Genomic DNA, 13,879 nt, shown 5'->3' on the forward strand with positions numbered 1-13,879 from the left:
GTCGGAAATTCTGCTACCCTGTGTCTGCCCACTCTCACGGTCCACCGCACGCCGTGCTCGACGAAACCCAGATCATTGACGACCTCCGCGGCTCGTTCCGCGGACGGCTCCACTTCGACCGGCTCACGCGCGGCCTTTACGCCACCGACGCCAGCCCGTTCCACACAGAACCGGCCCTCGTCGCGGTCCCGGAAGACGTGGAAAGCATCGCAAACCTCGTGCGGTACTGTCACGAGCACGCGATCCCACTCGCCCCACGCGGCGCCGGAACGGGATTGAGCGGCGAATCCCTGACGTGGGGAGTGGTGCTGGACCTGAGCCGCCACTTCCGCAAGGTGCTCGCGATCGGCCCCGACACCGTAACCGTTCAGGCCGGTGCCGTTCTTGCAGACCTGAACACCGAGCTGGCACAGGTCGGCCGGCGGTTCGCGCCCAACCCTGCCAGTGCCGCGACCTGCACCATCGGGGGCATGATCGCAACGAACGCGAGCGGCGCAAACGCGTTCCTTCACGGATACACGCGGGACCACGTTGCGGGTCTGGGTGTGGTGTGGAACAACGGCGAACGGGACCAAATCGGAAGTTCTCCCGTCAGCGAACCCGGACCGCAATCACCGCCAGAGTCACACTTTCCCGCTCCCACCACAGGCAGCCCAGGAGAAACCGCTCCACTGCGCCAACGAGCGATTTCCCGCGCCGTAACCGAACTCCTCACCCAGCACGCCGAACGCATTGCGACGGCCCGAGTGCGAACGGCGTTCGATCGGTGCGCGTATCAGCTTCACGGGGTGCTCGGTGGGGCCGGTCCGGACCTCACAAAGTTGCTCGTGGGATCGGAAGGTACACTTGCGGTCGTTACCGAAGCGACCCTCCGCACGGTCCCGGTCGCGGGTGGCACGTGCCTCAGCCTCATCGGGTTTCCGACCCTCGACGCCGCTGTTCGCGCCGGCCTCGCCCTGCGCCAATACAGCCCGGTGCTGTGCGACCTACTCGAGCGGCGCCTCCTCGCTCTGACGCGCGGGTACGGCATTCCGACCGTCGGGGCGGCGCTACTGGTCGGATTCGAGGCCGACAGCGAGCACCGCGCCACGGAGCGCGCGTGGGGTGCGATCGAATCGCTTCAACGCGAGCACATCCTCCGCGTGCTCGCGGAACCGACCTGCGCCCCCGAAGGGGTCGCTCACATCCGAAACATCCGCGACGCGGCCGTCTCGGGCCTGCGCTCCCAAAGCGGCCCCCACCCGGTCGCGTGCATCGAAGACGTGGGCGTACCGGCCGAGGCGTTGCCCGAATTCCTGACCCGCGTCCAGGACATTCTGAAGCGATTCGAGCTAAGCGGCACGTTCTTGGTCCACGCGCTGACCGGCCAAGTTCACACGCGCCCGCTGCTCGACCTCGGCGAACCGACCGACCGGGCAAAGCTCTGGCCGCTCGCGGAATCGGTTCACGCGCTCGCGCTCGCGCTTGGCGGCACCGTCAGCTCGCAGCACGGCACCGGCATCGCCCGCACCCCGTGGGTGGAGCGGCAGTTCGGCACACTGATGCCGGTGTTCCGTGAACTCAAGCGGATCTTCGACCCCAAAGGCATCCTCAACCCGGGGAAGATCGTCGGGCCGGACCCGAGCCGCGAGGCCTGGCCCCTCCGAAAGCCGCACCGGCACGAACGGCAAGAAGAAGAGGGGGCACAAGACGGACGAGCCGAGCCGGAAGCCGAGACCGGTTCCGTGCCCCTCGCCCCCGAGCCCCCGCCCCGCACCCCGCTGCTCCTCTGGACGGCCGCGCCAGAAGCCGAGGCGACCCGGTGCAACGGGTGCGGCGACTGTCGCACCCGCACGCCCCCGGAACGCATGTGCCCCGCGTTCCGCTCCTCCGGCGACGAGCACGCGACCCCACGGGGCATGGCAAATATGCTCCGCGTGCTGGGAGACCCGACCGCCGCCACCCCCGACGAGGTGCGGACCGTCGCAGAGTTGTGCGTCAACTGCAAGATGTGCCGCGACGAGTGCCCGGCCAAAGTCAACGTTCCGAAACTCATGCTCGAAGCCAAAGCCCAACGCCACGCGGAACACGGACTGGAGCGCGGGGATTGGGTGCTCGCCCGCACCGAAGTGCTCGCGGCCCTCGGCAGCAACTTCGCCCCGCTCGTCAACGCCCTGCTCGGCCGCCGCTCCGCCCGGTGGCTGCTGGAGAAGCTCCTCGGCGTCTCGCGCCGGCGCCGGCTGCCGGCGTTCCACCTGAGAACGTTCTTCCGTCGCGCCCGCGGGCTCGGGCTCATGCGCCGCCCGAGCGTCACTCCCGCGCGGCCCGGAACGCCCCGCGTGGCGCTCTTCGCGGACGTGTTCGCGGCGTACAACGACCCCCTCATTGGCGTGGCTGCCGTCCGGGTGCTACAGCACCACGGGATCGAGGTTCACGTGCCATCGCGCCAGGTGGGAAGCGGGGTCGCTCCGCTCGCAAAGGGGGACCTCGACACCGCCCGCGAGCGCGCGCTGCGCAACATTCGCGTGTTCGCGGACCTCACCCGACACGGGTTCCGCATCGTGTGCCTGGAGCCGACCTCCGCGCTCATGCTGACCCAGGACTACCAGGACATCCTCGACGATCCCGATGCAATTGCCGTGGCCGCACACACGGTCGAACTCACGACCTACCTGGGCGAGCTACACGCCGCGAAGAAACTGCGCACCGACTTCCAACCGCTCGACGTTACACTGGGGCATCACATCCCGTGCCACATGAAAGCGCTGCGCGGAGCGGTCCGCGGACCGGGGCTGCTGGAACTCATTCCCGGGGTGAAAGTGCATACGATCGACGCTGGCTGCTCCGGAATGGCCGGCACCTGGGGGCTCAAGGCCGAGAACTTCGACACCTCACTCGTGGCCGGAGCCGGTATGCTGACCGAGTTGAACCGCCCGCGCGTCCTGTTCGGCTCGACCGAATGCAGCGCCTGCCGGATGCAGATGGAACAGGGCAGCGGTAAGCGCACCCTGCACCCGATCCAGTACCTCGCCTACGCCTACGGCTTGCTTCCCGAGTTGGAAGAGCGGTTCCGCAAACCACTCGGCGGGCTGGTGAGCGATTAGCCACGGTGCGCACGGGCCGTCACCATGACACTTACGATAAAGCTGTTTGCCGCCCTCCGCGACCTTGCCGGCACGGACACCGTGACGGTGGTCCTGCCGGACGGGGCAACTGTTGGTGCCCTCCGGCTCGAATTGGGGAACCGGCTGCCGCTCGCGCGAAGCCTGCTCGCGCGCTCAGCCGTCGCTGTGAACCACGACACCACGGACGACGAACATGTCCTCGCCCCAGCCGACGAATGCGCCGTCATCCCCCCCGTCAGCGGCGGATGAGAGCCGTACAAGCCGCTCGTGTTGGCGCTGCTGCCTCGTTCCGCTGTTCGGGGCGGCATGCCTCTTATCCGTGGCGCTACTCCAGATCCCAATCAGTCACGTCCGTGCCCGCTGGGAACAGCCGAGCCACGTGAATTTCGGAAGCAACGACCCATACGTGGTGTTCGTCGTTGACCGTTCGTCGTGGTGGAACGAACCGAACCGGTTCCGGCACTGTGGCATCGGCGTTGTATCCCACTTTCACGGTGACCTACTGTACGGACACTGGACCGAGTACGAGTTCCACAACCCTTCCAGTGACCCGAACTACTTCACCCACTGCACGACCGTTTGGGACCCAGAAGGAGTCACGATCATCGAGCCGAGCGGGCACAAGCTGTTCATCCCGAAGAATGCGTTCATCGGGGGCCGGTAAGACGCTACACTTCCAATATGTTCCGGCTCACGCACGACCCGATCGACTACCACGCACTGACCGAGAGTGTCCGCCGCCCGCACTGCGGGGCGGTCGTGCTGTTTCTCGGGACCGTGCGCGACCTCACCGGTGCGCGGGTCACAGTGTTTCTGGAGTACGAAGCCTACGCGCCGATGGCGGAAAAGAAACTGGCCGAGATCGAAGCGGCGGCCCGAGAGCGGTGGCCGATCGGCGAACTCGCAATCACCCACCGGCTCGGCCGGCTCGAAGTGGGAGAGGTGAGCGTGGCGGTCGCGGCGAGCTGCCCGCACCGCGGGGACGCGTTCGACGCCTGCCGCTACGTAATCGATACGCTGAAGGAACTGGTACCGATCTGGAAGAAAGAGAACGCGCCGGACGGAACCGGGGAATGGGTCCACCAATCAAAATGACGGACGGCCACCCCATGAACGACCTGCCTACGATCTACCTCGCGCGCCACGGCGAAACCGAATGGTCGAAGTCCGGACAGCACACCGGGCGCACCGACCTGCCGCTCACCGGTCCGGGCGAAGAATCGGCCCGGAAGCTCGGCGAACGGCTCAGAGGCATCACATTCGATCACCAGTTCACAAGCCCTCTGTCACGCGCCCGCCGAACCGCGGAACTCGCGGGATTTTCGCCCAGCACGGACCCGGATTTGCTGGAGTGGCATTACGGGGAATTTGAAGGGCTAAAGAGTAAGGAAATTGCCGCGCGCCGGCCCGGGTGGAACCTGTTCCGCGACGGCGCACCCGGCGGTGAAAGCCCCGACGAGGTTAAGGCCCGCGTCGATCGCCTCGTGACCAAGTTGAAGGGCCTTCACGGCAACGTCATCTGCTTCGCACACGGGCATATTCTGCGCGTGATCGCGGCGCGATGGATCGAACACCCGGTGACGCTCGCGACCTCAATATTGTTGGGCACGGCCACGCTGAGCGTCCTGGGCTTCAACCACCACAACCTCGCCGAGCCCGCAATCCAGGTTTGGAACAGCTAGGCTTCGGCATGAAGCCCGGGACCGAGAGCAAGAACGGAACGAAGACGTGAGCGCGCGACACCCGTTACGACTCGCTTCCGATCCGGAGCCGGTGTCCCGCCCCACACCGCCCGCACCGGGCTCCGCGCTTCGCGACTCGTTCGGCCGCACCCATAACAACCTGCGCATTTCCGTCACGGACCGGTGTAACCTGCGCTGCACCTACTGCATGCCCGAGGACGTGACGTTCCAAGACCGCTCGGAGCTACTGACCTTCGAAGAGATCGCGGCGTTGGTTCGCGTGGCCGTCCCGCTGGGTGTGAACAAGGTTCGGCTCACTGGCGGCGAACCCCTGATGCGGAAAGAGCTTTACAAACTCGTGCGGCTGCTGACGGCCGTTCCCGGGCTCACCGACATTGGCCTCACAACCAACGGCATTTTGCTCGCTGAGCACTCCCAGGAGCTGTTCGATGCGGGATTGCGGCGACTCAACGTCTCGCTCGACACCCTCGATCCGGCGCGGTTCCGCTCTCTGACCCGGCGTGACGGGCTCGAACGGGTACTCGCCGGTCTCGAAGGAGCCAAACGGGCGGGGTTCTCTCCCATCAAGGTGAACGCGGTGGCCGTCCGCGGGTTCGCGGAACACGACGTCGTCCCGCTCGCCCGTTACTGCCGGGCCAACGGCTTCGAGTTGCGGTTCATCGAGTACATGCCTATCGGGGCCGAGGCGTGGGAGCGCGAGAAGGTGCTCTTCGCGTCCGAAATCCTCGATCGCGTTCAGCGCGGGGTGGGCGAGTTAGTACCGGCGAATCACGACCCATCTTCCCCGTCACTGGACTACGCCTACAGCGATGGCGGTGGAACGGTGGGGATAATCGCGTCGGTATCGCGACCGTTCTGCGCGTCGTGCAACCGCCTCCGGCTCACCGCCGACGGCAAGTTACGCAACTGTCTGTTCGCGCTCGATGAAACTGACGTGAAAGGATTTTTACGGCAGGCTACAATAGATGAGTCGGGAATTGCAAACGCCCTGCGCACGAGCGTGTGGGCCAAATGGCGGGGCCACGAGATCAACACCGCGACCTTCGTGAAGCCCGGCCGCACCATGCACGCCATCGGCGGCTGAACGCCCAAAGAGTCAAGCCATGAGCCGTTTCGACGACGAAAACGATGGCGACGACTTCGACAGCCCGGAGGAGACCGACGCGGTCATTCGCGACCTCCGAGCAAAGGTCGTTCGCCTGGAAGCCCAATTGGACCAGCTCGCGGCAACCGTCCGCGAGCTCCGGGCCGAGTCCCTCACGACTGCGGCCCTGAAGGCAGAAATAGAAGCTGCGGCGAAACTGCTCCGCGCCCGACAACGCCGCAACACAAAGTTGCTCCTCGTCGCGTGGCTGATGGCCGTCGCTTCTCTCAGCCTATCGCTGTACACCTACTTCGTTGGATAAAGTGCTCCAGAAGACGCGACCCGCTTCGCCGCATCTGGGGCGAAGCGGGTGACAGGTGACTGCACGGACCGACCCGCAGACTCACCGGGGAAGCTTAATCTCGTAAGTGTTCGCTCCAACGTTGATGGTGGTCGAGAGCCCGGATGTCGCCGGGTTCGCGAACTTCGCCGGCACGTCAACGATCTTGGGCGGGGCCGTGACACCCTTGCCTTTGGCCTCCGGTCCCTTGTAGTAGCCGGACATCAGTTTGCCCTGCATCTCACCCCGAACCGGTGCCGTGTTAACTGCCAGTTTCACCTCTCCGAGGGGAGCGTTTTCGACCTTGTACCGCCCGGTCGCCTCATCGACGTGGCCGGTGGCCGACCCACCAGCCCCCGCGACGATGACGAGGGCGGCCGGAACCTTTTCGGTCCCATAGGTCACCGTCCCTTCGAGAGTCGCCCCGGTTTCCGGGAGCCGCTCCTCGCGCACGTACCCGCCGCACGAGGTCATCAGCACCCCGCACGCGGCCAACAGCACTCCCGCCCCAAGCCGCACGATCCGCCGCATGGTAACCTCCGGATGTTGGGACCCGTGATGCGAACGGCCACGGCCGGTCGGCCGGGGCCGGCGTGCATCAGGGCAGGCTGATGGCCTCACCGCCCGCCGGGGTGACCGCGGCGCTCCAAGACTGCACGGACACGGAAGTGTTAATGGTGCGGACGCTGCCGTCGCACATCACGGCCTGTAGCCCGCCCGCGTAGAACGGGTAGAGGTTGTAGACCTGCTGCTGGGCCGGAACCAACCGGTTCCTCGGGGTCTGGAAGTACTCGTTCGAATCACCGCTCACCATGCGGCAGTTGCCGAGCCACCACTGCCCGAAGTTGTCGTCCCAACTCTGGGTCGGATCGTTGCAGTTGCACCCGAAGAACGGCAGCCCCTCGGGCGGGCAGTCGGTGGTGGCCCACATTTGGACCCCGAACGGGCCGTTGCTGGTCCCACCGCTGTCGTTGACCGCCCAGTCCTTGTAGGACATTTGGGTGTTGCCGGAGACCATCTGCTTCTCGACGACGGCGATGGTGTTGGAGGTGCCGTCGGTGATGCCGCCCACGCGCCGGGTGCCGCCCCCCGCGTTGTTCCAGGCCACGTCCCACACGCTGAACCCGCCGTTGCCGGTGGCCTGACCGAACACGCGGACGTTCGGCGCGTAACTCACCAAGCCCATCTGGTACGTCGTACCGTTGCCGGTGTACGGCCAGGCCCAGTTCACGTACTGGTAGGCGCTGACGTCGGCCGGCGCGATATACGTCTTCGGGGTCGAGGAGCCGACCAACTTGCTCGCGTCGTCCTTTCGCGTGCCCATCAAAAACCACTGGTAGCCGTTGATCGAGCTGTGCAGCGCCGCCTGCTCGATGTACGGCAGCAGCGCGTAGAAGAAGGTGGTCTTGTCGCTCCCCGCGGTGCTCGCGCTGTCGGGCACGTACGGGCCGCTGTAGTGGACCTGGCCCGGGGGGCCGCTGTTGAACGACGCCCACTGGTTCACCAGCACCGGAGGATAGGCCCCGAAGGTGTCGTGAGCGGAGTGGAGGGCCAACCCGATCTGCTTGAGGTTGTTCGCGGACTGGGTGCGGGCGGCGGCCTCGCGCACCTTTTGCACCGCGGGCAGCAGGAGCCCGATCAGGATGGCGATGATCGCGATGACGACCAGCAACTCAATGAGCGTAAAACCGGGACGAACGCGCCGCATGGGAGAGACCTCCGGCGAGTGGAGAGAGAATGAGCCGACGAGCAAAACAACAGACGCGGGCGAGCGAGCCGCGGCCCGGGGCGAGTCACCCGGGCCGCGGGAGCCGGCCGATCAGCGGCCCCCGGGGCGAGTCACCCGGAGTTCCGCGATCTCGAGGCCGACATCAGTATCAAACGTGTTCACAATCAACAGGAACCCGATCCACGGGGCGGCGAACTGGGGCGCGTGCCGGTTGTCCAACATGTCGCCGGCGCGAACCCGGAGCCAGCGCCACCGCCCGTCGGTCGCCTCGAAGCCGCCGTTGTACTCGAGCACGCCCGTATCGGACGCGTGCGAATGCTCGGTCCGGACGCACACGCACACCTGCCCCCGCGGGGCCGCCCCGCGGGTCCGGTACCGCACCTCGAACACCGACCCGCCGGTCACAGCAAAGAGCCCGCGGGCCCACTGGTGATCCGAGCGGATCTGAAACAGAACCGCGTTGCCGTGGTACGGGTCGGGCCAAGCGTCCGGGCGCAGCACCGCGCCATCCGGGCCGACTTCACGGTGCCCGACCTGCCAGCCGAGCGGGAGCGGCTCCGCAAGATTTAAGGCGAACTCCTCGGAGGGCCGACGGATCGGCTCTTGCCGCGTCGCCCCGTTGGCGCCAACGGTGAGCATCTCGCCGCCGCCGACCACCGCGAGCGGCTCACCGCTCGGGGCGGCCACGCTCGCCCGGCCTTTGTGTACCTCAACCTCGGCGGCCCGCTCTCCTTGCCCGAGCGTGACGACCGTTCCGCCCACCGCTACCAGAGACACCAAAGTCGTGACCAACCGCAGACCGTCCCCTGGGTACTGGGGGCGCAGATCCGCACTCGCGGTGCCCTGATGGAGCCGCAGCTCGCCGTCACCCACGGTCAGCGCCGAGTCGCCCAACAGAGCGACGGTGGTCCCGTTGGAGAACGAGAGCACAGCAAGCGAGCCGGGACCCTGGGTCGAAACAGTCGCCCCGGCCGGCACGCGGCCAAGCGCCGGCACGCGGGACCCGTCCGCCGTCAGTACAGTAACGCGACCTTGAACCGCTGTGAGACGAGCCCCGGACCCGGTGTAGCCCCACGCCCAAGTGACCAGAGCCGCACCGGCGACACTGGCGGCCAGCCCCGCGGCCAGCAACCCGCGCCGCGACAGACGGCGCCGGGCCGGCGGTTCCTGCCCGACACGACCAACAGCCGGCAGCTCCGCAACGGCCACCGCTTGCACGCACAGGAACTGGAACCCGTCTCGCGCGCCTGCGTCGGTCGCCAGCAGGCGCTCCAGTTCGTCGGCCTCGGCGGGCGTCAGCGTGTCGTCCCAATAGCGGACAAACAACTCCGTCAGGCGCGGTTCTGGTGACGAACTCATTACGTCCCCCGGACAGCCCCTCCTACCAGCCGCTTCTCAACACACTCTCGTAACCCGCGATGCAGCCGCGACAGCGACTGATACACTGCGTCCGCGGTACGACTCAGCCGGCGCGCGACATCGACGGCCGACAGCCCCTCACCGTAGCGCAACTGCAACAGCCCTCGGGCGGACGGCGTCAGCTCAGCGAGGCACCGATGCAATGCCTCGACCCGATCCGACCAAGATCCGTCCGTCACATCCGTATCCGGGGACTCGAGCAGATCGAGCACCTCATCGGGCAACACGCGGGTCTGCCGAAGACGGCAGGCATCCACGGCCCGGTGGCGGGCGGCGCGCAAAGACCAAGCGAGCAGGTGCCCGGAGTCACGGAACTCAGAACGATGTTCGAGGGCCGCCAGGACCACCTGCTGGAAAATGTCGTCGGCGCCGTGGGTGTCGCGCAGCACGCCCGCGGCGAGTGCGGTTATGCGCAACCGCTCGCGCAGGAGCACCTGAACCACGACGTCCGCTTCGAGCAACATGCCGCGAGCCTCACTAACACCCACACGAACGGGGTCGCACAATCCTGACACCTCTTGCTCATTTTTTCTTCACCCCAAGTCCGAACCCCGACCGGCAGTCAAGGTTGTGCGAAAAACGGCCCCGGCGGTACAATTCTCCGGAACGGACCCGGGTTGGTGAGGCGGACAGGTGAACATTCGCGTCGGCAGCGGTCACGACACACACCGGCTCGCGGAAAACCGCCCGCTGATCCTCGGCGGGGTCGTCATTCCGCACACCAAAGGTCTTGTCGGGCACTCCGACGCGGACGCGGTCCTGCACGCCGTCACCGACGCACTTCTGGGCGCAGCCGGTCTGGGCGACATCGGCGACGCCTACCCCGACACCGACGCCCAGTGGAAGAACGCGGACTCGAAGTTCTTCCTCACCGAAACGCTCAAGCGCCTGAACCAGTTGGGTTGGAAACCCGTCAACCTGGACGTGACGGTCTTCGCGCAGGAGCCGAAACTCGGACCCGTGAAGGCGGCGATCAAGGACGGCCTCGCGCACCTGCTCGGCTTGTCCGCCGACCGCGTCAACGTCAAAGCGAAAACGGGCGAGAAGGTCGGGCACATCGGCCGCGGCGAGGCCATCGGGTGCCACGCGGTCGTTCTCATCGAACAGGCATGATTCGCCGCAGCGGGCGCGAAGAAGATCGGGAAGCGTGAAGCGCTCACCTTCTGTCTTCACCTGCGCCCTCTGCGTTCTTTGCGGTGAAAGGATTTCTGGAATGGCTCTGCAAGTGTACAGCACGCTGACCCGTAAAAAGGAGCCGTTCCACAAGCAGCCCGGCGACACGGTCACGATGTACGTCTGCGGCCCGACGGTCTACAAGCCGTCGCACATCGGCCACATGGTCGGTCCGGTCATCTTCGACACCGTGAAACGCTACCTCACCTACCTCGGATACAAGGTGAAGTGGGTCGTCAACATCACAGACGTGGACGACAAGCTGATCGGCCGCGCTCAGGAGCAGAAGACCACGGTCCCCGAGCTCGCCGCGAAGATGACCGAGGACTACTTCGCGTGCTTGAAGGCGCTGAACATCGCCGTCAGCTCGCCGGACGGCATCGACGTGTTCCCCCGCGCCACGCAGCACATCGGCGGGATGATCCAGGTCATTCAGGACCTCATCAAGAAGGACCACGCCTACGAGGTCGATGACGGCGTGTACTTCGACGTGTCGAAGGACGCGGACTACGGCAAGCTGACGAACCGCGACCCCGAGCAGATGGAGGCCGGCGCGCGGCTGGAGCCGAACCCCAAGAAGCGCAACCCCGGCGACTTCGCGCTGTGGAAGTCGAAGCCGGGCGAGCCCGCGGAAGTGCAGTTCGACAGCCCCTTCAAGTGCGGCCGGGGCCGCCCGGGGTGGCACATCGAATGCACCTGCATGGCGATCAAGGAACTCGGCGAGACGCTCGACATCCACGGCGGCGGGCTGGATTTGCAGTTCCCGCACCACGAGAACGAACTGGCCCAGAGCGAGAGCTGGACCGGCAAGCCCTTCGCGCGCGTCTGGATGCACAACGGGCTGCTCCGGCTCGGCAAGGACAAGATGGCCGGCTCGGTCGGAAACGTCGTCAACGTGGCCGAAGCACTCCCCCACATCACCGGCGACGCGATCCGGTTCTTCCTCCTCGGCACACACTACCGCTCGCCGATCGAGATGGGCGATTGGCCGATCGACGAGCAAACGAAGAAGCATATCCGCCCCCTGCCCGACGGTATGCTCTCTGTTAAGACGGCGTATGAGACCTTCGCTCGGTTCGCGGAGCGAGTTCAGCGCGTCACCGGGCAACCGTTCGCCAGCCTCCCCGCGCCAGTTCTGTTCGACGCCAACCGGAAGTTCGTACAGCCGGCACTCGCAGAGTTCGCCCAACGCTTCCGCGATTTCATGGACGACGACCTCAATACGGGTGGCGTCACCGGGGTACTGTTCGAGTTGGTCACGTCTTTGAACCGGCTCGCTGACACAACCAAACTCGAAGACCCCGCCACCAACAACCCACAAGCGAAAGCCGAGTTCACGGAGGGGGCGACCCTCGTTAAGGAAATCGCTCAGGTCCTCGGACTCACCTTCACCGCGGAAACCAAAACCCTCGATGGCGGGAACGAACTCGTCGGCGGGCTGATGCAACTGCTCCTCGACCTGCGCGCGAATCTCCGCGCGAGCGCGAAGGAAGCCGCGAAGGACAACCCGCTCAAGAAGGCGCTGTTCGACCAGACGGACCTGATCCGCAAGCGCCTCGGCGAGTTGGGCGTCACGCTCGAAGACCGCGCCGGCGGAACCACGTGGCGCGTCGGGTAGGCAAATCAACCCACCCCCGGCCCCTCCCTGAAGGGAGGGGTGGCGCCGAGAACGTTGGTCCCGGTGCGAAACGAACACGCTACGTTTCGCGTTCGCCTGTGCTTTCCTCCCCTCTCTTCAGGGAGGGGCCGGGGGTGGGTCTCCGCTTCGCGTGTTCTTTTCGCTCTGGAACCGGCGTTCCAGGCGCCCCCACTTGGCTTCAGGAGGAACCGGGGCGGTTCCGCTGGCGAACTCGTGACACCCACTGCCGGAATACGGTACTCTGACATTTCCGGGATTCGCTCTCTCGGCTATTTGCGGGAATAGCTCACCCGCACCGGAAGCGTTCCAATGCTCACGCCCCCTCCCGACGTACCCGAGCCGCGCCGCATCCTGGGGATCGACCCCGGGTTGCAAACAACTGGCTACGGCGTCCTTGAGGTCTCTGATAAGGGACCGCGCGTCGTCGATGCCGGTGTTATCCGTTCTGCCGACGGGCGCGATTCTTCCGACATGGCACGCCGCGTAAAAGCCCTTTACGATGGCCTGAGTGAAGTACTCGGTGAGTGGAAACCGTCCGCGCTCGCCATCGAGCAGCTCTACGCCCACTACGACCACCCACGAACCGCGATCTTAATGGCCCATGCTCGCGGCGTGTACCTACTGGCTGCGGCGCAGCATAGTATACCGGTGACCAGTTACGCCCCAACGAAGGTGAAAAAACTGGTAACGGGGCACGGGCACGCGGTGAAGGAGCAGATGCAGTACGCGGTGATGCGCGAACTGAACCTCGCGAAGCTGCCGGAGCCGCACGACGTGGCCGACGCCCTCGGGATCGCACTGTGCCATTACTTCGCAACCGGGAGCGGCGTCATGGGCCGCGCCCGCGGTGCGACCTTCACCGGCGTGAACATGAAAGCGCTGCTCGGCGCCGAACCCGATCCCGACGAGTTGACGGAAGAAGACACCCGGAGCGAATCCGCATGATCACCAAGATGACGGGCGTCCTCACCCGCTGCCGGCACGACGAGGACGATGTGCGGCTCCAGATCGGGCCGTTCGAGTACCAGATCATGGTGCCCGAAGCCGTGCGTCGGCAGATCCAAATGCGCACCGGGCACGAACTCACCTTTCACATCACCGAATACCTCGAAGGCAACTCATCGGGCAACCGGTTCGTCCCGCGCCGCGTCGGGTTCCTGCACGAACACGAGCTGGAGTTCTTCGAGCTGTTCTGCACGGTCGAGAAGATCGGCGTGAAGAAGGCACTAAAGGCGATGGCGTTCTCGGTGAAAACCATCGCCGACGCGATCTCGCGCCAGGACGCGAAGTGGCTGTCGGCACTACCCGGGATCGGCCCCACGACCGCCGAACAGATCGTCACCACGCTGAAGCGAAAAGTGACGAAGTTCACGGTTCTGAACACGCCTGCGCCGGTCGCCGCCCCCGGCGCCGAGCCGGCACCCGACGCGGTGGTGGAAGAAAAACTCAGCGGCAAGAAAGCGAAATCCGCGAAGAAGACCACCGCCGAAGAGCCGGCGCTCGCGACGGAACCGCTCGTCACCGCCGCCGACGGGCAACTGATCGAGGACGTGTATCAGGCGCTAATGGGTCTGGGGCTGAACCCACTGGAGGCGCGCGCCAAACTCGACGCGCTCCTGACGTGCGGCCAACCGTTCCGCTCGCTGCAAGAGGCCATCACGCTCCTCTACGCACAGAAAGGGTGAGAC

The 13,879-nt window shown here is 65.8% G+C and carries 15 protein-coding genes; 11 read left to right on the top strand and 4 right to left on the bottom strand.

Going from position 1 to position 13,879, the window contains the following annotated elements; genetic code table 11:
• Positions 1 to 53: 53 nt before the first annotated feature.
• From R5W23_RS09495 to R5W23_RS09525, 7 genes are all read left to right on the top strand, one after another.
• Entirely contained in the window at positions 54 to 3,083 is a 3,030-nt protein-coding gene (locus R5W23_RS09495; protein WP_320686124.1) for an FAD-linked oxidase C-terminal domain-containing protein, read from the top strand.
• Between the two features lie 24 nt (positions 3,084 to 3,107).
• Positions 3,108 to 3,353 (top strand): MoaD/ThiS family protein, encoded by a 246-nt coding sequence (locus R5W23_RS09500; RefSeq protein WP_320686125.1) that lies wholly within the window; start codon positions 3,108 to 3,110, stop codon positions 3,351 to 3,353.
• A 130-nt stretch (positions 3,354 to 3,483) separates the two neighbouring features.
• Positions 3,484 to 3,768: a hypothetical protein gene (locus tag R5W23_RS09505; protein WP_261189194.1), complete on the top strand. Its 285-nt coding sequence runs from the start codon at positions 3,484 to 3,486 to the stop codon at positions 3,766 to 3,768.
• Positions 3,769 to 3,785: 17 nt separating this feature from the next.
• A complete protein-coding gene (locus tag R5W23_RS09510; RefSeq protein WP_261189195.1) occupies positions 3,786 to 4,199 on the top strand; it encodes a molybdenum cofactor biosynthesis protein MoaE in 414 nt (137 codons plus the stop codon).
• 14 nt (positions 4,200 to 4,213) lie between these two features.
• Positions 4,214 to 4,786 (top strand): histidine phosphatase family protein, encoded by a 573-nt coding sequence (locus R5W23_RS09515; RefSeq protein WP_261189196.1) that lies wholly within the window; start codon positions 4,214 to 4,216, stop codon positions 4,784 to 4,786.
• A 91-nt stretch (positions 4,787 to 4,877) separates the two neighbouring features.
• On the top strand, positions 4,878 to 5,891 hold the full coding sequence (gene moaA, locus R5W23_RS09520; RefSeq protein WP_407936112.1) for a GTP 3',8-cyclase MoaA: 1,014 nt from the start codon (positions 4,878 to 4,880) through the stop codon (positions 5,889 to 5,891).
• Between the two features lie 19 nt (positions 5,892 to 5,910).
• Positions 5,911 to 6,213 carry a hypothetical protein gene (locus R5W23_RS09525; protein ID WP_320686127.1) on the top strand — a complete coding sequence of 101 codons (303 nt, stop codon included), beginning with the start codon at positions 5,911 to 5,913 and terminating at the stop codon, positions 6,211 to 6,213.
• 81 nt (positions 6,214 to 6,294) lie between these two features.
• Here R5W23_RS09525 and R5W23_RS09530 read toward each other — a convergent pair whose 3' ends face one another.
• From R5W23_RS09530 to R5W23_RS09545, 4 genes are all read right to left on the bottom strand, one after another.
• On the bottom strand, positions 6,295 to 6,762 hold the full coding sequence (locus tag R5W23_RS09530) for a hypothetical protein (RefSeq protein WP_320686128.1): 468 nt from the start codon (positions 6,760 to 6,762) through the stop codon (positions 6,295 to 6,297).
• Between the two features lie 67 nt (positions 6,763 to 6,829).
• Positions 6,830 to 7,939, bottom strand: a complete 1,110-nt coding sequence (locus tag R5W23_RS09535; RefSeq protein WP_320686129.1) for a DUF1559 family PulG-like putative transporter — start codon at positions 7,937 to 7,939, stop codon at positions 6,830 to 6,832.
• A 111-nt stretch (positions 7,940 to 8,050) separates the two neighbouring features.
• Positions 8,051 to 9,319, bottom strand: coding sequence for a FecR domain-containing protein (locus R5W23_RS09540; RefSeq protein ID WP_320686130.1), 1,269 nt, complete (start codon positions 9,317 to 9,319; stop codon positions 8,051 to 8,053).
• Entirely contained in the window at positions 9,319 to 9,843 is a 525-nt protein-coding gene (locus tag R5W23_RS09545) for a sigma-70 family RNA polymerase sigma factor (RefSeq protein WP_320686131.1), read from the bottom strand. The genes R5W23_RS09540 and R5W23_RS09545 overlap by 1 nt, the downstream gene beginning before the upstream one ends.
• A 169-nt stretch (positions 9,844 to 10,012) precedes the next feature.
• On the opposite strand from R5W23_RS09545, the gene ispF reads away from it, so the two are divergent.
• The 4 genes from ispF to ruvA all read left to right on the top strand — a co-directional run bounded on the left by ispF (position 10,013) and on the right by ruvA (position 13,876).
• Positions 10,013 to 10,492, top strand: coding sequence for a 2-C-methyl-D-erythritol 2,4-cyclodiphosphate synthase (gene ispF, locus R5W23_RS09550; RefSeq protein ID WP_320686132.1), 480 nt, complete (start codon positions 10,013 to 10,015; stop codon positions 10,490 to 10,492).
• 100 nt (positions 10,493 to 10,592) lie between these two features.
• Positions 10,593 to 12,170: a cysteine--tRNA ligase gene (cysS, locus tag R5W23_RS09555; RefSeq protein WP_320686133.1), complete on the top strand. Its 1,578-nt coding sequence runs from the start codon at positions 10,593 to 10,595 to the stop codon at positions 12,168 to 12,170.
• A gap of 330 nt (positions 12,171 to 12,500) precedes the next feature.
• On the top strand, positions 12,501 to 13,136 hold the full coding sequence (gene ruvC / locus R5W23_RS09560) for a crossover junction endodeoxyribonuclease RuvC (protein WP_320686134.1): 636 nt from the start codon (positions 12,501 to 12,503) through the stop codon (positions 13,134 to 13,136).
• Positions 13,133 to 13,876 carry a Holliday junction branch migration protein RuvA gene (gene ruvA / locus R5W23_RS09565; RefSeq protein WP_320686135.1) on the top strand — a complete coding sequence of 248 codons (744 nt, stop codon included), beginning with the start codon at positions 13,133 to 13,135 and terminating at the stop codon, positions 13,874 to 13,876. Before ruvC ends, ruvA begins: the two co-directional genes overlap by 4 nt.
• The last annotated feature ends 3 nt before the right edge of the window (positions 13,877 to 13,879 follow it).

It is taken from the genome of Gemmata algarum (assembly GCF_034097035.1).
In the GTDB taxonomy this organism is placed as follows: domain Bacteria; phylum Planctomycetota; class Planctomycetia; order Gemmatales; family Gemmataceae; genus Gemmata; species Gemmata algarum.